We start from the raw sequence: 17,831 nt of genomic DNA on the forward strand, positions 1-17,831 counted from the left end.
TTTGCTGGTTTCCGCTGTTTCGGAAAGCACTCTGCGATTTGTTCGTATTGTTCTTTCTTCAGTTCCATTCCTTTATTATAGCATATCTTTATTTGTGTGAACAGACCCTAGAAAGTTCTCTGAACAAATAGAAGTCTTATCTTTGGAAAGTAAATTGCTAAAAATTTTGGAAACCATATCAAAAGTTATGACTTCAATAGCGACCCAGAAAGGATAGATTTCATCCAAGTCATTTTTGTGATGAAGAACAAATATTTCGTTAGACCGCTCTAGAAGAGAAAAGAGCTTGGCAATGAAAGTAGCGTGGTGAATCTCGTTTTTAAAGTTTTAGTTATTTAGATACCCTAGAGGACCATACTCACGAGTATGATAATAAGCAATGTAAGACTTGAATGCGGTTTCTACATGTATAGAATATTTTAAATAATTTAACCTAAAGTCATTATCAAAGTCGTAAAGTTCAATAATATTACTAAAGTGAATATTTTTATAAAAAGTATCATTTTTCCTGAGAGTCAAAGAATAGGCACTAATTTTATAATAGTTAATTCTTTGCAGATATTCGAGTGCCATATCCCTGTCGTCTATTATGAGACCCCTACTTTCCAGAAGATCGACCTGATCTTCAAGGGACTTAAAAGGTTTTGAAATTCCTGTTGTCGGCATTTGAAGGTCCTCCATATAGCAAAAGGCCCGTCAGTTGCGCATAAAGCTCATAGCGCATGAAGTTATACGCTAAAAACAATCAGAGGCTTGACGGGATCTGTTACTCTTATTATATTCACAAAAGGAAAAAAGTAAACCAAAGAATCGGGGAATCAGGCCTCGTTATCTTTAGAAATCTTAATTTTTCTCAATTTTTCAAATCTTTTTGTATAAAAGGTGTGAATTTAAATAAAAATTCACACCTTTCTTTGGTATCATCCATGAGTACGGCTGTTCATTGTTTCGCTGTACTGCAACGAAGCAAGGTCGATTCTTGCCTTTGGTGGTAGGTGTATCAGCAGGACAATTTTGCGTTGGCTGACTGTGATGGCACCCATTTAAGACTTCTATCGGAGGATTTTTAGCGTCCATTTAGCGTCCACGGACGCTAAAACAGGCAAAATTGAAGAAGGCACACAAAAGATAAAAGCCCTGAATCCCTTGCTATATAAGGATTACGGCGTCTAACTAAAATGCACAAGGCTGGGCTAAGACAGTTGGTAAGGACAGAGAGACGTGCCCATACCGAAATAGTACCAGCATCAATGGGCCGGATTCTTCTGCAAACGCCCGGAATACCCACAATATTCAGCACTTTTATTGCGTGTTTCAATTTGCCGCTTTCGGCTTGACCACATATCTGCCTACAGACAGAGAAAAACTGAGGGACTCTGGATTTTGCGTTCCAGAGTCCCTCAGTTTATATCAGCCAGCTTGCTTTTCCAACCTCAGCCTATCCTTTTCCGCAGCGATCTCCGCTCTCATCTGGGGGATCATCTCCGCCAGCAGCCGCTCACATTCCTCTCTGGTCTTGGCGTAGACGTTGCGGGGATGCTTTTTGCCGTCGGGCCAGACGGGGGAGTAGCGGCCCTCCCACAGGTGGTCGTTGATTTGAGTGATGCACCCGGTTCCTGACTTGCGCCGCTGGCCCTTATATGGTTGGAAGGTATTAGAAGTGGGTTTCCTGGTAGCAGTTCCTGCCTCCGCTGTAAACTCCACCTTTCCGATTCCATGATCAATCTTGCGTGCCGCCGTCTGACGCATTTCGTCCGTGACGTGTGCGTAGATGTTCAGCGTAGTGTTGCTGGACACGTGCCCGATCACCGTAGAGAGGGTCTTGACGTCCATCCCATGCTCCAGGGACATGGTGGCGAACAGATGGCGGAGGTCGTGGAAGCGGATGTGTTTGCACCTGGCCCTCTCCAGAATGGTGGTCAGGTGTTTGCGGACAGAGGCGGGGTCTAAGGGCAGATCATCTTTCCTGGGTGAGGGAAACAGCCAGCGGAAGTGTACCTGCTGCCGGTATTCCTTCAAGACGCTCAGGAGTGGAGCGGGGAGAATGATCGTTCGGTTGGCGGCTTTGGTTTTGGGCTGAGAGATGATCAGCTCGCCCTTGGCTCGGTGAATCTGCCGTTCCACCCGCAGCGTCCCAGTCTTGAAATTGAGATCATCCCACTGGAGGGCCAGAAGCTCGCCACGCCGCAGGCCGGTGGCGATCTCCAGCAGGAGCAGCTCATAGCAGCCATCCTCCTTGGCCTGGATCAGCAGACGCTGAACCTCGTCCGGAGTGAGCACCTGCATCTCCCTGGGCTTAGCGGGAGGAAGCTGGCAACCGTCCGCGGGGTTGCGGGAAATCAGTTTCTTGGAGACCGCCATCTCCAGCGCGGAGCGGAGTGTGGTGTGACAGCCCCGCACCGTCTGGTCGGAGAGGCCACTGCCATAGTAACCGACATTCTTGATTCGCCCGTTTTGTTTGAGATTGGTGTAAAACTGCTGGAGGTCATTTTGTGTGAGCTTGTCCAGCGAGGTGTCCCCCAGCGCGGGAATAATGTAGTTGTAGATTCGCTGTTCATATGACATCTGGGTGTTGGGCCGCAGGTTGGGTTTCTTGCTAGTCTGATACCAGGAATCCAGCCATTGGCCCAGAGTCATACCGGGTTTGGCAGCGGCAGGTTCCGATTTCCCGATGCTGGCGCTCAGTTCTTTCAGCTTTTGAACACATTCGGATTTTGTCTTTGCCAGGACATTTTTCGTTTTGGGCAGACCCTTATCGTCGTAGCCGATGACGGCCCGACCCTCCCAGCGCCCATCCTTTCTCAGGTGGACGCTGCCGCTGCCCCGTTTTCTGCGCTTTGCCATGGTTTCAACTCCTTTCCAAGCAGTTCTGTCAGGAAGTCGCCTACCACCTCCGAGGCACGCTTCTGCATATCTCCGGTGACGTGGGTGTAGGTGTCCAGAGTGAAAGACGCCCGGCTGTGACCCAAGATGCCGGAGAGCGTTTTGGCGTCCACACCGCTGGACAGCGCATGGGTCGAGAACGTGTGTCTGAGGTCGTGAAATCGGATGCTGGGGAGACCGGCGTCTTTTAGCAGGGCTTTCAACCGGCTGTAGGCGGTACGGGGATTGACAGGCAGCTCCGGCTTCAGAGGATTGGAGAATATCCACTCAGTCAGCGTGGTGTTCTTTCGCTCACAGAGGACCTGCACTGTGCTGGCCGGCAGCACGATCTTGCGAGTACCAGCATAGGTCTTGGTATCCCCGGCGGTGAGCACCCCGCCCTTTTCCACATGGATGGTGCGTTGGATGTTCAGAACACCATGCTCTGCGTCGAAGTCCTCCCAGCGCAGACCGCATATCTCGCCCAGCCGAAGGCCGGTGGTCAGCTCAGTGTAGAAGAAGTCCTGCCAGATATCGTCCGCTTGAATCGCGGCCATGAACGTATCGAGCTGTTCATCGTTGAGGATTTGCTTGGGCGGTGACTTTTGTTTGGGGGCAGTGACGTCCGCGACTGGATTCCTGGGAATCAGCCGAAGCTGCTCCGCCGCACCCATCGCCCCGTGGAGTAGGGTGTGGATGCAGTGTACCATGCTGTCGGACAACTGGTACCCGTATTTTTTGTGCTTGCGGATGCGGCCCCGTTTTTTCAGGTGAGCGTACAGCTTCTGTATCTCCGCCGGCGTGATTTGGGCGAGTGGTCTGTTGCCAAGGGTGGGCTTAATGTAGAGATCAGCGTAGCGGCGGTAGGTCTGGAGCGTGCCGGGGCGCACAGTGCCTGCCATGTACTTGTCCAGCCAGCGATCCAGCCACTCATTCAGCGTCATGGAACTGTCCTCGGTCAGGTCTACGCCCTGGTAGGCGTCGATCTCCTGTCGAAGTTTTACGGACAGTTCTTTCTGCGTGGGAGCGTAGACGTAGTGGAAGATGGAGTCTCCGTTTTCTTTGTGGCCCACCACGATGCGGCCCTCCCAGCGACCGTCGTCCCGCTTGCGCACCATGCCATCGCCGGACGGCCTGCGCCTTGCCATTTGTTACTCACCTCCAGTCCGAATATCACCATCGTTTTCATCCATGCACTCCGCTATCAGCCTGACACCCAATCGGAAGCCCAGGATGAAATTCTCGGTTGCTGTGATACTGTTGATCTCATGCTGTGACCGAATGAGCTTCGTGAGGATTTCTTGCTCAGTCTCCTTCAGCTGTTCTATGAGCTGATTTTCATATTTTGCGACACGGTCCACAGCCCGTTTCAGTTCTGAGCCAGGTGTCATCTGCTGTTCGTTGGGTGTGATGTTGCCGTAGTAGAGATCTTCCAGGATCGTTCTCATATCTACTACCTCCTTTGCAACACAAACACACACCACACTTTGCGGAAGATAGCTACTACTTTTTTCGAGGACTTTTATTCTTTGTTTTGCGGCGCAGAATTTGAACAGGGCGCGGGAGATCACAGGCCGCCCCTCTGATAGCGGACAGCGTCGTCCAGTGAGATACTGCCGCTGGTCTTTTTCACGTCCTGAACGTACCGGCCTCGCAACGTGCGGAGTTGCTCAGCGGGGGATTTCCATCCCTGCTGTCAGCACATTCATCACCATGTCCTGCTCCACAGCTAGCTTGAAGAGCAGATGGCAGCTGTTCAGAGGACACATCTCTTTGACGAGTTGCTGTGCCTCAAGGGAGGTTCGCACGCAAACTTGTTTTTTCTCCTGGCATGATGCTCCTCCTGAAATTCGCAAATATCCCCGCCTTGACCCGCCAGTATTGCGGCGGTTGTAAGGACAGAGGAAAAACTGACCCCCGACTTACCCCCAGGGGGTGAAAAATGACCCCCGCAACGACCCCTGCGAAATTCCGAAAAAACACCTACGACGGCCACCTTGTGAAAAGGCGGAACATGGCGCTTTTCTCTCTGGATTTGCTGATACTGACCACCTGCCACAGCAAAAAGTTGAAATTCCGACCACCTATGGAAAAGCACCGACCCGCTCTGCGGGGCGGTGTGGCTGGCCGGGGGACGCGTAAGCGACCCCCGGCCTTTATCCTGCTTCTCCCCGTTCCCCGTAAACTGGCCGTTCAAGGGGCGCACAAGGGCTTGCACTGTTGGGATGGGCCAGGGGGTTGCCTCAGCGACAGCTGTGGCACACGGGGCCGCTCTGGGGTGACGGTTGTTGTATTTCTTTTGCTTCTGGAGAGTACGTCTACGCTCCGCATCTAACTCCAGTTGACGGAGTTGCCGTCGATGTAACGCATCCACTGCCGCCCGCACCGGCAGGATCGTGTAGAGGTTGTTGCCCTTCCATTTCATCCCGCACTTGTCGAAATAGCTGCTGGACTCCACTGCGATGAGCCCCATCTCCAACAGTGTGCTGACACTTTTCATCGCGGTGTTCTTTGCCAGACCCGTCGTGGCGGCGATGGTGTTGTAGCTTGGGTGGCAGGTGTGCGTCCGGCGATCCTCGATCAGCAGCAGATAGGCGTAGACCACAAACGCAGAGGGTGAGAGCCGCAACAGAAACACCTCGTTAGGCAGAGTGAAAAATTTTTTGTCTTTGCTCTTGAGCGCAGGAGTACCATCTTCGCCGATGAGTTTCTTAGCTATCAGACTGTCCAGATACTTTTTCACTGTGCCCGCCGTCATGTGGACACCTGTTGCGATTACTTCTGGTGTGAGTGTACCAGAAGGACGGTGATAGCAGAGGTAAGAAAAAATCACGAACTCAGCAGGTCTGAGGTGATAGTCCCACATTGCGTTGGGTATAGCGAATCGGTAGTGTCTTGGGTCACGGTGGGGCCAGCCGATGGGAGTGGAGCGCCGTCTCATCAGTTGGCACCTCCGGTCGTGTTCTGCTCCACCCACTGGATAAACTTCTCCTTAGGTACGACCATCCTGTTTCCGATTTTCAGAATCGGGAAGCCCGATTCGTGCATCAGCTCGTAGCCGTTGGAGGGCGACACGCCAAGTACCTTCGCCACTAGTTCTGCATTGAGGAACAGCGGCAGTTCACTGTAGTCTTTGAATTGAGATACTTTCATGTTGATTCCTCCTCCCTCCAATCAGACGTTTCGTCCGGATAGATGAGTGCCAGGAATTCTTCCGTGGAGCTTACCAGTCCTGCAGACTTGAAGTGCCGGTAACGGATCAGATCGCAGGTGGTTCGGAAGTTGACCTCCGCGAACTCCAGCAGCTGATCCATCACCAGAGCCTGTTGCTGTATATCCAAGCTGTCGGTGTTGTCCTGCCTCAGCAGATACTCCCGCACCGCCTCCACCGTTGGCGCATCCGCACCCAGGTTCTCTTGCATTCCTCGAACGACATAGTCCACGGTTTCGCCTTGAGCCATCTCTGACAGAAGCTGCAGCAACAGATTTTTCTCCTTTTCTGACCTGTTCATTTTCATTCTCCCTCTCATAAAAAGTAGAGATATGGAACTGCTGCTCCACACCCCTCTGTCTATAAGGACACTCGTCAATGGTTTGTAAACCAATTTTTAAAAAATAAAAATTGAGGAGCCCTGTCATACAGAGCCCCTCAACTTTTCGTGGAATTTTCTCAGCCGCTTTGATACAGCCATCTTGGATATCCCGTAGACCTTACCGATTTCCTCCATAGTCAACTCATCGTCATAACGAAGAGAGAGAAGACATTGGTCGTTCTGGTCCAGCTGATTCATGGCTTTCTGCAGATTTTCAAGCCGGAGGTTCCGGAGCACCTCATCTTCCACGGGACGCCTGGCACCTCTCCAACCGGACGGCACCGTTTCAAACTCACTTCTACTCAGGTGTCTGGTATCCTGCCGGGTCTGCGCTTGTTCCCGCTTTTGATCCTGCTCCAGGAAGTCTGCGACCTCCTTTGGCACCGATACTGTTTCTCCACAGTAGACAATGGTGACTGCTTCGCTCATTTTGTGTCCTTTCCGCTTTCCACGGAAAGATACACACCCGCACTGCCGGCACAGCGCCAAAAACTGTAGACCTTCATGGAGTTCCCTTCGTACAGGGTGGCGTTATTGCCCTACGAGGCCCATGAATATCTGAGGCCACACCTGAGTGTGGACCTCACCGGAAAGCTACGAGATTGGCTTTCGCCTACCAAAAGAATAAAACAAATGTTCCTGTTTGTCAAGAGTAGATCACAGACTTTTCTCTTTGTATACGCAGGTGCAAACTGAAATTGAAGAATGAATTGATTTTAATATTTTTGATATTACACTGATATATAGGAAAGTTAGATTAAGATAAAATAATCAAAAGGAGGGATACAGATATGTTTCATCCAGACGGTCTGCTGATTCGATTTTTGACAAAGGTGTGTGACTTGTTGCTTTTGAATCTGGCGTTGGTCCTCTCCTGTGTGACCGTTGTCTTTTCGGGAACGGCTGTCACGTCGCTGTACACCGTAACACTGAAAATGATCCGGGGGCAGGACTACACACCTATCAAAGACTTCCTCCGGGCACTGAGGGAAAACTTCCTGCCATCGTTTCCGGCCGCCATCATGCTCTTTGTGGATGTGACTCTTCTGGCAGTGCTCCGCGCTGCGCTCTATGCCGAGACGCTGCTCATATCACCGATGCTGTTCATTCTGTTAACAATCATCGCCGTTTTTTTGACAGCCCTGCTGTCCTGGCTGTTTCCCTTGCTGGCCCGCTTTGAGAATACCTTTTCCAACCACCTGAGCAACGCAGCCCGGCTAGCTCTGGTCAATCTGCCGGTTACATTTCTGCTGACCACAGTCAATCTGCTGCCCCTCCTGCTCTGTATGCTGATTCCTCTTTCGCTGGGAGTGGTGTTCGCTTTCTGGCTGCTGTTCGGCTTTGGAGCGGGAGCCTGGGTGAACTCCTTCTATCTGAACAGAATCTTTGAAGCGTTGCAAGGAGGCTGAACCGAAATGGACAATATGCTCTCTTACCAGAATTACAAATTGGTTTTTGAGGACAACTTCGACGGTCCGGTGCTGGACCGGAGCCGCTGGAATGTGGAGCTGCATGAGCCGGGCTGGGTCAACGAGGAGCTCCAGGAGTATGTGGACTCCAGGGACAACATTGCCCTGAAGGACAGCAAGTTGCTGATCCGTCCGGTGAAAACGGTTCATAAGGATGGGAGCGTTTCCTACACCTCCGGGCGGGTCTCCACCCAGTGGAAGCACGACTTCACCTATGGACTCTTTGAGGCCCGGCTGAGGGTGCCAAAGGGGAAGGGCTTTCTCCCCGCCTTCTGGCTGATGACCACCGACGAGGACCGGTACGGCCAGTGGCCGGAGTGCGGGGAGATCGACATCATGGAAATCATGGGGGACCGGACCGGGACAAACCACGGAACCATTCACTACGGTCTGCCCCACGAGCAGGACCAGGGGACGGTGACGCTGGACCGGGGAGACTTCGCGGAGGAGTTCCACAACTTCGCCTTGCTCTGGGAGCCGGGGGTCATCCGCTGGTATGTGGACGGCAGGCAGTTTCACCAGGTAAGCCGATGGTACTCCGCCGGGAAGGACGGGATCAGAAAAGACTTCCCTGCCCCCTTTAACCACGATATGTATGTCATTCTGAACCTGGCTGTAGGCGGGAATTGGGTGGGTTATCCCGACGAGACCACCGATTTTGATAACGCCGTATTCGCGGTGGACTATGTGCGGGTCTATCAAAAGAAACCGTGATTTTTGGAGGTGGAAGCAATGGAACCAATTCACTTTTTGGACGACGACGGGACCTTTACGCTGAACGATCCCGAGGCGGTCAGCTGTCTCTATTTCCCCCTGGCCAGCGAGGCCGGGCTGAAGAGCGCCATTACCCCCGGTCTGGGTGGGGACTGCAAGCTGGACCAGGAGACCTTCCTTCTGGAGCCGGTAAGCTCCGAAAACCTGCACACCAGCCGCAATACCCGGAACTTCTGGTGCGCCACGGAGGAGGGCTGCTGGTCGGCTGCGGGGGTGTCAGCCCAACAGGAGGCGGACCGCTTCACCAGCTGCCAGGACGAGAGCGCCCTGACCGCTGGCCTGATGTGGCAGACAGTGGAGCGGGAGTCGAAGCGGCTTGGCCTCAAGGCGGAGATCACCTCCTTTGTCCCGCCCCAGGACAATGTGGAGATCATGGAGGTTCAGCTCACCAACACGGGGACTGTCCCCCGGAATGTGACCGGCATCGCCGCCGTCCCCATCTACGGGCGGAGCGCGGACAACCTCAGGGACCACCGGAACGTGACCTCCATGCTCCACCGCATTAAAACCACGGACCACGGGGTGCTGGTGAAGCCCACCATGTCCTTTGACGAGAAGGGCCACCGGGAGAACCGCAAAATCTACTATGTGCTGGGCTCCGCCGGGACCGGAGAAAAACCGGCGGCGTTTTACCCCACAGTGGAGGGCTTCCTTGGCGAGGGGGGCACCTTCCTCAAGCCTCGAACGGTCTATGAGGGGACGGAGGGTGTGCCCGCCGGAACGAAGATAGATGGCCGGGAGGCCATGGGGGGCATCCGCTTCCCCGCTGTTACCCTGGAGCCGGGACAGAGCGCCGAGTACATCATACTGCTGGGTGTCTCGGAGGATGAGGCAGAGATTGACCGCGTTCTCTCCTCCTTCCACACAGTGGAACAGGTGCGGGCGGCCCTCAGCGTGACCAGGGCTCACTGGCAGGAGCAGGTGAACGTCCGCTATCACACCGGAAACCCTGATTTCGACCGCTGGATGCGGTGGGTGAGCTTCCAGCCCTTCCTGCGCCGGCTCTACGGCTGCTCCTTCCTCCCCCACCACGACTATGGCCGGGGAGGCCGGGGCTGGCGGGACCTGTGGCAGGACTGCCTGTCCCTGCTGCTCATGGACCCCCAGAACGTGGGGGATATGATCCGAAAAAACTTCGGCGGTGTGCGGGTGGACGGTACCAACGCCACCATCATCGGTGCGGGAGACGGAAACTTCATCGCCGACCGCAACGGCATCGCTCGAGTATGGATGGACCACGCCCTCTGGCCCCTGATGACCACCAAGCTGTATATTGACCAGACTGGGGACCTGGATATCCTCAACGCTCCCGCCCCCTATTTCAAGGACCCCCAAGCCCTCCGGGGGACGGGCATGGATAAAGACTGGAACGACGCCTACGGAAACCGGCAACGGACAGAGGGCGGAGAAATCTACCAGGGCACCATCCTGGAGCACCTGCTCATCCAGCACCTGGCCGCTTTCTATGAGGTGGGAGCCCACAACATTTTCCGCCTCCGGGGGGCGGACTGGAACGACGCCCTGGACATGGCCGCCGAGCACGGGGAGAGCGTGGCCTTTACCTGTGCCTACGCCGGAAACCTCCGGGACCTGGCCGGACTGCTGCGCCGGATGGCGAAGGAAGGGGATACCGTCAGCCTGCTGGAGGAGATTCAGGAGCTGCTGGCGGGCGGACCCGCAATTTACCCGGATATTCCGGCTAAGACCACTATTCTGGAGCGATATACCCGGCGGTGTATCCACAACGTCAGCGGGCGCACGGTTCGGGTCTCCTTCCAGGAGCTGGCAGAAAATCTGGAGATCAAGGCGGACTGGCTCATGGAGCACCTCCGCCGCCAGGAGTGGATATCGGACGGCGAGAACGGCTGGTTCAACAGCTACTACGACAACCACGGCCGCCCGGTGGAGGGGGTACAGCCCGACGGCAGCGTCCGCATGATGCTCACCGGGCAGGTGTTCGCCATCATGAGCGGCACGGCAGAGGACGAACAGGTTGCGGCCATTGCCCGCAGCGCGGACCGTTACCTCTACAAAAAAGAGGCGGGGGGCTACCGGCTGAACACCGACTTCCGGGAGTTGAAATTTGACATGGGCCGGATGTTCGGCTTCGCCTACGGGGAGAAGGAGAACGGTGCGGTCTTTTCCCACATGACGGTGATGTACGCCAACGCCCTCTACCGCCGGGGCTTTGTCTGGGAGGGGTACAGGGCCCTCCAAAGTCTTGCGGACACCGCCCTGGACTTCCAGACCAGCAGGATCTTCCCCGGCATCCCCGAGTATTTCCGGGCCGACGGTCGGGGGATGTACCACTACCTCACCGGCGCGGCCAGCTGGTATATGCTGACGGTGATCACCCAGGTCTTCGGTGTCCACGGCGAGGGGGGCGACCTGGTGATCGAGCCCAAGCTGGTCCGAGAACAGTTCGACGGGAACGGAGAGGCAGCCATCGACCTCTCCTTTGCCGGGAAGCAGTTCCATGTTGTAATCGCCAACCCGGAGGGCAAGGATTTTGGGGTGTACCGCGCCCCCAGGACGGTGCTCAGCCGAGAGAAAATCAACAGCCTGCCGGAGAGCGGGAATACCATCAGAGTGGAATTGACGTGAGGAGATGAAAAAATGCAGTACGGATATTTTGACGACCAGGCCCGGGAGTATGTGATCACCCGGCCTGACACCCCGGCCCCCTGGGCCAACTATCTGGGGTCCCCGGAGTACGGGGCGCTGATCTCCAACAACGCGGGGGGCTACAGCTTTGTCAAGTCCGGGGCCAACGGGCGCATCCTGCGCTATGTGTTCAACCAGTTTGACCAGCCGGGGCGGTATATCTACCTCCGGGATAACGAGACGGGGGACTTCTGGTCCGCCTCCTGGCAGCCGGTGGGAAAGGACCTGGATACGTACAAAAGCGAGTGCCGCCACGGAATGGGCTACACGGTCATGACGGCGGATTATGGCAGCATCCACAGCGAGGCGGCTTATTATGTGCCCTTGGGCGGGACCCACGAGGTCTGGCGGCTGACGGTGCGCAACGACTCGGACCGCCCCCGGACGTTGACCCTCACGGGCTACGCGGAGTTTACCAGCCACGGCAATTATGAGCAGGACCAGGTGAACCTGCAATACTCCCAGTTTGTCACCAGAACCTTGTTCAACGAAAACCGGGTCCGCCAGCAGATTCACGGCAATCTGGACGCGGCGGAGAACGAGGTGGACGCCAAGTCCGTCATCGAGCGATTCTTCGGACTGGCCGGGGCGGAGGTTTCCTCCTACTGCGGCGACAGGGCGGAATTCCTGGGACCCTACCGGGGATACGGCAGTCCCGTAGGCGTGGAGCGTGGGAACCTCTGGAACCGCCTGGGCTACAACGGCAACAGCTGCGGCGCGCTCTCGGCGGCTGTGACCCTGAAGCCGGGAGAGACTGTGACAGTGGCCTTCCTGCTGGGGGAGAAACACGAGCGGGAAAGCGCCGCTCTTATGAAGGCGTATCAAGACCCGGAGGCGGTCTGTGAACGGGAACTGGAGGCCCTGAAACAGTTCTGGCACGGCAAGCTCTCCCATTTCCAGGTCAAGACCCCCTGTCCGGCGTTCGACACCATGATCAACACCTGGAACGCCTACAACAGCTTCATCACCTTCACCTGGTCCCGGGCGGCGTCGTTCATTTACTGCGGTTTGCGCAACGGCTACGGCTACCGGGACACGGTGCAGGATATCCAGGGCGTCATCCATCTAGAGCCCGAGGCGGCAGCGGAGAAGCTACGGTTCATGCTCTCCGCCCAAGTGGACCACGGCGGGGGCCTGCCCCTGGTGAAGTTCACCCACAATCCCGGCCATGAGGACACCCCGGAGGACGCGTCTTACATTCAGGAGACGGGCCACCCCGCCTACCGGGCGGACGACGCCCTGTGGCTATTCCCCACGGTGTACAAGTATATCGCCGAGACGGGGAACACCGCCTTCCTGGACGAGGTCATCCCCTACGCCAACCGGGACCAGGGGACCGTCTACGACCACCTGAAGCGGGCGCTGGATTTCTCCCTGAAGCACCTGGGCCCCCACGGGATGCCAGCCGGTCTCCACGCTGACTGGAACGACTGTCTGCGCCTGGGGGCTAACGGAGAATCCTCCTTTGTGGCCTTCCAGTTCTACTACGCCTTTACCGTCCTGCGGGAGTTCGCCGCCTGGAAAGAGGACAGCCCCTACCTCTCCTGGCTGGAGCGGGAACAGGGGCGGCTCCGAACCCTGCTCAACGACCTGTGCTGGGATGGGGACCGCTACATCCGGGGCTTTACCGAGGCCGGCGAGGTCATCGGAAACCACAGCGCCCCGGAGGCCAACCTGTGGCTCAATCCCCAGAGCTGGGCGGTCATCAGCGGCCTGGCGGACGGGAAACAGGCCCAGCTGGCCATGAACAGCGTCTATAACCGGCTGAATACCGACTACGGCGCCATCCTCATGGACCCGCCCTACCACGCCCACGCCTTCGACGGGGCATTGGCGGTTATCTACAACGCCGGGGTGAAGGAGAACGCCGGGGTGTTCTCCCAGTCCCAGGGCTGGCTGATCCTGGCGGAGGCCCTCCTGGGCCACGGGGACCGGGCCTTTGAGTATTTCAAGGAAAACGCCCCCTCCATGCAGAACGACCGGGCGGAAATTCGCAAAATCGAGCCCTACTGCTACGGCCAGTTCACCGAAGGGCCGGCCAGTCCCCACGCCGGACGGTCCCACGTCCACTGGCTCACCGGCACCGCCTCTACAGTCATGGTGGGCTGTGTGGAGGGTATCCTGGGGATACGCCCCGATTTGGGCGGCATCAAAATAGCGCCCTCCATCCCAAAGGAGTGGAAAGCGCTGGAGATTTGGAAAGATTTTCGGGGGAAGAAGCTGCACATCCAAATCGAGAACCCGGAGGGGAAAGAGACGGGCTGCAAAAAGCTCACGGTAAACGGGGCGGAGCTGCCCGGGAACTATATTCCGGCGGAAGTGCTCACTGAGACGACGGAAATTGTTCTGACTATGTAAGGGCGGGCTCCCGATTGACGTTCCAGTTGTTCAGATAATTCTGCTTCCGGTAGGCCTTGGGGAGTTTCCCATAGTTAAAGATACCACACCAAATATGACGAACCCACGCTTATACAGAACTGCAAAAGATATAAAGGCTTGATGTAAGTAATAACTACTGCATCAGGCTTTTTTCTTACACTATTCCGATTTAAATATCTATAACGATGAATTGAAATTTTCACATTTTCGTGATATACTATCATGAGTGATTATCATGGCAAGGAGGACTATATGGCTGTAACATATAAAAAACTATTTCACTTGCTGATAGACCGGGGCATCCCGACCGCCGCATTGACGGAGAAAGCTGGATTTAGTGCTAATATTCTAACCCGACTAAGGCGTGACCAGTATGTATCTTTGGATAGTATCGAAAAGATATGTTTTGCTCTTGATTGCAAGGTGGATGATATTCTGGACTTTATTCCCGATGAAAAGGAGAAAGAAAATGGCTGATATAAGAAAAGAACAAGAGCGTGATGAACTCCATCGGGCGATATGGGCGATTGCCGATGAACTGCGTGGAAGCGTGGACGGATGGGATTTCAAGTCCTATGTGCTGGGTATGATGTTCTATCGCTATATATCTGAAAACCTAACAAATTACATCAACGAGGGCGAGATTGAAGCCGGAGAAGTGGGCTTTGATTATGCACAGTTGTCCGATGAAGATGCTGAACAGGCTCGCGAGGACTTGGTTAAAACGAAGGGATTCTTCATTCTGCCCAGCGAGCTTTTCTGCAATGTCAGAAAGAGAGCCGCAAATGACGAAAATCTGAATATGACTTTGGAAGCTGCCTTTAACCACATTGAGGAATCAGCAAAGGGCAGCGAAAGCGAAGATAATTTTGCGGGATTGTTTGATGATATTGACGTCAACAGCAACAAGCTGGGAACCACCGTTGCAAAGCGTAATGCAAACCTCGTGAAGCTGATCGAGGGCGTTGCAAACATGGGCTTGAGAAACTACAAGGATAATTCCATTGATGCCTTTGGCGATGCTTACGAATACCTTATGAGTATGTACGCATCCAACGCCGGAAAAAGCGGCGGTGAGTTCTTCACTCCCCAAGAGGTTTCCGAGCTTCTGACTCGTATGGCTGTTGCTGGGAAAACAGAGGTCAACAAGGTTTATGACCCTGCTTGTGGTTCTGGTTCTCTGCTTCTGAAAGCGGCGAAAATTCTTGGCAAAGAGAATGTCCGTCAGGGATTTTACGGTCAGGAAATCAACCTGACTACATACAACCTTTGCCGCATCAATATGTTCCTGCATGACATTGATTTTGACAAGTTTGACATTGCCCACGAAGATACTTTGTTGTCTCCGCAGCATTGGGACGATGAACCGTTTGAGGTTATTGTTTCAAATCCCCCTTACTCTATTAAGTGGGAGGGCGATGACAATCCTGTTTTGATAAATGACCCTCGTTTCTCTCCTGCCGGGGTGCTTGCACCGAAATCAAAAGCTGACCTTGCCTTTATCATGCACTCTCTGGCATGGCTTGCCACCAACGGAACTGCGGCGATTGTCTGCTTCCCCGGCATCATGTACCGTGGCGGAGCTGAGAAGAAGATCCGCCAGTATCTGATTGACAACAACTTCATTGACTGCATCATCCAGTTGCCGAGCAACCTGTTCTTCGGTACTTCCATTGCGACCTGTATCATGGTTCTGAAGCGTAGCAAAGCGGATAACCGTACCCTGTTCATTGATGCTTCCAAGGAGTTTGTCAAGGTCACGAACAACAACCGACTGACCGAAGAAAACATAGCTCACATCGTAGACGAGTTTATTTCCCGAAACGGTACGCAACACTTTTCCCACCTTGCCAACTATGACGAGATCAAAGCACAGGACTACAATCTATCTGTCAGTACCTATGTTGAGCAGGAGGATACGAGAGAAGTTATTGATATTGTGAAACTCAATGCAGAGATTGAAGAAATCGTAGCCCGTGAACAGATTCTCCGTGAGGAAATTGCAAAGATCATTGCAGAAATTGAGGGACAAAAATGAACAAGTGGGAACTGGCACGATACATAATAGACGGCAAAAAATCTGTTGATACAGTTCTTTTCCTTGCAGAGAATGGCAGTAAAGTGTCCAACATTAATATTCGACAGGAAGTCAATGATGCGAAGCAAAAGTTTTATGTTAGCATCTGTGTGGTAATGGACAAATGCTTTCCAAGGAAGAAAAAGACTATTTGTTCTAACCTCATTATTTCTGCTATTTACTATGAACGTGATAAGAACTTTGCCCACAAAGACGATAATTATACGGCCAAAGAGTACGCATCGCTCCAAGAAATTGCAGACGAAATGATCGAACAAATTCGCACTGTGCAAAAGTTGTGCTCAGAATTTCTTCCCCAAGAACTGAGTTTAGACTTTGTGGCTTTTGATAGCAAACTGTTTAGAATTGCAAACGGCATAACGAAAGACATCGAAGAGGAAGTCTTAAATATTAAACATCCGGGAAGGAATAGAGCTATTTCTACCGATGTACCGACAAAAGAATACAAGATTTTTTACGATACGGAAGACATTAAGAAAATCGACCCAAAAGAATATGCGGCTATTCTCCAAACTGGTTTGTGTATGGAAGAAACTATGCAACATCTACAGGATGGAGTTATTAGAATTAACGTTCTTTATGGAACAGATATTTGGGTGTCGATAAATTTTGATGCTTTAAAAGAAATTATGCGTATGCGAGAACTAGGGCTGTTAGATATTTGTGACATACCATATGTACCAAAAAACAAAAAAGATGAGAAAAGAATCGTTGAGGTTATGAAGAAGGAGGGATTGCTCGATGACTAAACTTGAAGAGTTAATACAGGAACTTTGTCCAGACGGTGTTGAATACAAACCATTGAGCGATATAGCTACTGATATTTATCGTGGTTCTGGCATTAAACGAGACCAAGTTACTGAAACGGGTATCCCATGTGTCCGTTATGGTGAAATCTACACTTCGTACAATGTTTGGTTTGACATCTGTATTTCACATACACAGATGGAGTATGTTCCTAACCCGAAATATTTTGAATATGGAGACATACTGTTTGCTATAACGGGTGAAAGCGTTGAGGAGATTGCAAAATCCATTGCATATGTGGGGCATGAGAAATGCTTAGCCGGTGGAGATACTGTTGTATTGAAACACAATCAAAATCCTAAGTATATGGCATACGCATTATCGACAACAAGTGCTCAAGCACAGAAAAGTAAGGGAAAAGTAAAGAGTAAAGTTGTTCATTCCAGTGTTCCTGCTATAAGTGAAATTATTATTCCAATCCCTCCACTTGCAATTCAAAGTGAAATTGTCCGTATTCTGGACAATTTCACAGAGCTTACAGCAGAGCTTACAGCAGAGCTTACAGCAGAGCTTACAGCGAGGAAAAAACAGTATGAGTATTACCGAGATAAATTGTTAAGCCCTGCTGATGAAATATCAATGGTTCAGCTTGCCGAAATTGCTGATATCGGAACAGGAAGCAGTAATACAAATGAAGGACTTGACGAGGGAGAATATCCTTTTTATGTTCGTTCGCAAGAGCCGCTGAGAAAGAATGAATATGAATTTGATGAAACGGCTATCATCACAGCAGGCGATGGCGTTGGTGTCGGTAAGGTTTTTCACTATGTTGAAGGCAAATATGCGCTACATCAGAGAGCATATCGCATCCATATCAACACTCCGACTGTTTATCCGAAATACTTCTTCTACTATATGAAATCGGCTTTTTTGCCGTATATCGAAAAGACCATGTTTCAAGGTTCTGTCCCGTCCATTCGCAGACCGATGCTGAACGCATTCCCTGTTCCTGTTCCGGCTCTGGATGTTCAGAAACGCCTTGTTCATGTGCTTGATAACTTTGAAGCCATCTGTTCTGACTTGAATATCGGTCTCCCTGCCGAGATTGAAGCAAGGCAAAAGCAGTATGTCTTTTATCGTGATGCCCTCTTGACTTATGTTGCAACTGGCAAGACAATCTTGACAGACAGACAGACAGACAGACAGACAGACAGACAGACAGACAGACGAGCTTAATGGCTTGAT

Annotated in this window: 15 protein-coding genes and 1 pseudogene; 8 read left to right on the forward strand and 8 right to left on the reverse strand. The window is 52.8% G+C overall.

Annotated features, from left to right (window positions below):
- Positions 1–75: 75 nt before the first annotated feature.
- The 8 genes and pseudogenes from D5269_RS18580 to D5269_RS11135 form a co-directional block, all read right to left on the reverse strand.
- Positions 76–681 (reverse strand): annotated as a pseudogene (locus D5269_RS18580) (Abi family protein).
- Between the two features lie 729 nt (positions 682–1,410).
- Positions 1,411–2,844, reverse strand: coding sequence for a tyrosine-type recombinase/integrase (locus D5269_RS11100; protein WP_120485488.1), 1,434 nt, complete (start codon positions 2,842–2,844; stop codon positions 1,411–1,413).
- Positions 2,802–4,010 (reverse strand): site-specific integrase, encoded by a 1,209-nt coding sequence (locus tag D5269_RS11105; RefSeq protein ID WP_120485490.1) that lies wholly within the window; start codon positions 4,008–4,010, stop codon positions 2,802–2,804. The genes D5269_RS11100 and D5269_RS11105 overlap by 43 nt, the downstream gene beginning before the upstream one ends.
- Positions 4,011–4,013: 3 nt before the next feature.
- The gene (locus tag D5269_RS11110; RefSeq protein WP_120485492.1) at positions 4,014–4,310 is read right to left on the reverse strand and encodes a DUF6809 family protein; all 297 of its coding nucleotides are present in this window, start codon (positions 4,308–4,310) and stop codon (positions 4,014–4,016) included.
- Positions 4,311–4,618: 308 nt separating this feature from the next.
- Positions 4,619–5,803, reverse strand: coding sequence for a helix-turn-helix domain-containing protein (locus tag D5269_RS18585; RefSeq protein ID WP_243150784.1), 1,185 nt, complete (start codon positions 5,801–5,803; stop codon positions 4,619–4,621).
- Positions 5,803–6,015: a helix-turn-helix domain-containing protein gene (locus D5269_RS11125; RefSeq protein ID WP_120485494.1), complete on the reverse strand. Its 213-nt coding sequence runs from the start codon at positions 6,013–6,015 to the stop codon at positions 5,803–5,805. Before D5269_RS11125 ends, D5269_RS18585 begins: the two co-directional genes overlap by 1 nt.
- Positions 6,012–6,374, reverse strand: coding sequence for a hypothetical protein (locus tag D5269_RS11130; RefSeq protein WP_120485497.1), 363 nt, complete (start codon positions 6,372–6,374; stop codon positions 6,012–6,014). The genes D5269_RS11125 and D5269_RS11130 overlap by 4 nt, the downstream gene beginning before the upstream one ends.
- 123 nt (positions 6,375–6,497) lie before the next feature.
- Positions 6,498–6,884: a sigma-70 family RNA polymerase sigma factor gene (locus D5269_RS11135; RefSeq protein WP_120485499.1), complete on the reverse strand. Its 387-nt coding sequence runs from the start codon at positions 6,882–6,884 to the stop codon at positions 6,498–6,500.
- Between the two features lie 362 nt (positions 6,885–7,246).
- Between D5269_RS11135 and D5269_RS11140 the strand changes: the two genes are divergently transcribed.
- From D5269_RS11140 to D5269_RS11175, 8 genes are all read left to right on the forward strand, one after another.
- Positions 7,247–7,864, forward strand: coding sequence for a DUF624 domain-containing protein (locus D5269_RS11140; RefSeq protein ID WP_120485501.1), 618 nt, complete (start codon positions 7,247–7,249; stop codon positions 7,862–7,864).
- 6 nt (positions 7,865–7,870) lie between these two features.
- Positions 7,871–8,638 carry a glycoside hydrolase family 16 protein gene (locus D5269_RS11145; RefSeq protein ID WP_120485503.1) on the forward strand — a complete coding sequence of 256 codons (768 nt, stop codon included), beginning with the start codon at positions 7,871–7,873 and terminating at the stop codon, positions 8,636–8,638.
- Between the two features lie 18 nt (positions 8,639–8,656).
- Positions 8,657–11,302 carry a cellobiose phosphorylase gene (locus D5269_RS11150; RefSeq protein ID WP_120485505.1) on the forward strand — a complete coding sequence of 882 codons (2,646 nt, stop codon included), beginning with the start codon at positions 8,657–8,659 and terminating at the stop codon, positions 11,300–11,302.
- Between the two features lie 12 nt (positions 11,303–11,314).
- The gene (locus tag D5269_RS11155; RefSeq protein WP_120485507.1) at positions 11,315–13,720 is read left to right on the forward strand and encodes a N,N'-diacetylchitobiose phosphorylase; all 2,406 of its coding nucleotides are present in this window, start codon (positions 11,315–11,317) and stop codon (positions 13,718–13,720) included.
- Positions 13,721–13,993: 273 nt separating this feature from the next.
- Positions 13,994–14,218 (forward strand): helix-turn-helix transcriptional regulator, encoded by a 225-nt coding sequence (locus D5269_RS11160; protein ID WP_120485509.1) that lies wholly within the window; start codon positions 13,994–13,996, stop codon positions 14,216–14,218.
- Positions 14,211–15,779, forward strand: coding sequence for a type I restriction-modification system subunit M (locus D5269_RS11165; RefSeq protein WP_120485511.1), 1,569 nt, complete (start codon positions 14,211–14,213; stop codon positions 15,777–15,779). Before D5269_RS11160 ends, D5269_RS11165 begins: the two co-directional genes overlap by 8 nt.
- Entirely contained in the window at positions 15,776–16,588 is an 813-nt protein-coding gene (locus tag D5269_RS11170) for a hypothetical protein (RefSeq protein ID WP_120485513.1), read from the forward strand. The genes D5269_RS11165 and D5269_RS11170 overlap by 4 nt, the downstream gene beginning before the upstream one ends.
- On the forward strand, positions 16,581–17,822 hold the full coding sequence (locus D5269_RS11175; protein WP_166545173.1) for a restriction endonuclease subunit S: 1,242 nt from the start codon (positions 16,581–16,583) through the stop codon (positions 17,820–17,822). Before D5269_RS11170 ends, D5269_RS11175 begins: the two co-directional genes overlap by 8 nt.
- Positions 17,823–17,831: the final 9 nt, after the last annotated feature.

The organism is Anaerotruncus sp. 1XD42-93 (assembly GCF_009917605.1).
GTDB lineage: Bacteria > Bacillota > Clostridia > Oscillospirales > Ruminococcaceae > Anaerotruncus.

Bases quoted from the DNA above. Each gene is read 5' to 3' on its own strand.
- D5269_RS11145 (WP_120485503.1), top strand. From the start codon at position 7,871: ATGGACAATATGCTCTCTTACCAGAATTACAAATTGGTTTTTGAGGAC.
- D5269_RS11150 (WP_120485505.1), top strand. From the start codon at position 8,657: ATGGAACCAATTCACTTTTTGGACGACGACGGGACCTTTACGCTGAAC.
- D5269_RS11125 (WP_120485494.1), bottom strand. From the start codon at position 6,015: ATGAAAGTATCTCAATTCAAAGACTACAGTGAACTGCCGCTGTTCCTC.
- D5269_RS11130 (WP_120485497.1), bottom strand. From the start codon at position 6,374: ATGAACAGGTCAGAAAAGGAGAAAAATCTGTTGCTGCAGCTTCTGTCA.
- D5269_RS11160 (WP_120485509.1), top strand. From the start codon at position 13,994: ATGGCTGTAACATATAAAAAACTATTTCACTTGCTGATAGACCGGGGC.
- D5269_RS18585 (WP_243150784.1), bottom strand. From the start codon at position 5,803: ATGAGACGGCGCTCCACTCCCATCGGCTGGCCCCACCGTGACCCAAGA.
- D5269_RS11105 (WP_120485490.1), bottom strand. From the start codon at position 4,010: ATGGCAAGGCGCAGGCCGTCCGGCGATGGCATGGTGCGCAAGCGGGAC.
- D5269_RS11170 (WP_120485513.1), top strand. From the start codon at position 15,776: ATGAACAAGTGGGAACTGGCACGATACATAATAGACGGCAAAAAATCT.
- D5269_RS11165 (WP_120485511.1), top strand. From the start codon at position 14,211: ATGGCTGATATAAGAAAAGAACAAGAGCGTGATGAACTCCATCGGGCG.
- D5269_RS11135 (WP_120485499.1), bottom strand. From the start codon at position 6,884: ATGAGCGAAGCAGTCACCATTGTCTACTGTGGAGAAACAGTATCGGTG.
- D5269_RS11100 (WP_120485488.1), bottom strand. From the start codon at position 2,844: ATGGCAAAGCGCAGAAAACGGGGCAGCGGCAGCGTCCACCTGAGAAAG.
- D5269_RS11175 (WP_166545173.1), top strand. From the start codon at position 16,581: ATGACTAAACTTGAAGAGTTAATACAGGAACTTTGTCCAGACGGTGTT.
- D5269_RS11140 (WP_120485501.1), top strand. From the start codon at position 7,247: ATGTTTCATCCAGACGGTCTGCTGATTCGATTTTTGACAAAGGTGTGT.
- D5269_RS11110 (WP_120485492.1), bottom strand. From the start codon at position 4,310: ATGAGAACGATCCTGGAAGATCTCTACTACGGCAACATCACACCCAAC.
- D5269_RS11155 (WP_120485507.1), top strand. From the start codon at position 11,315: ATGCAGTACGGATATTTTGACGACCAGGCCCGGGAGTATGTGATCACC.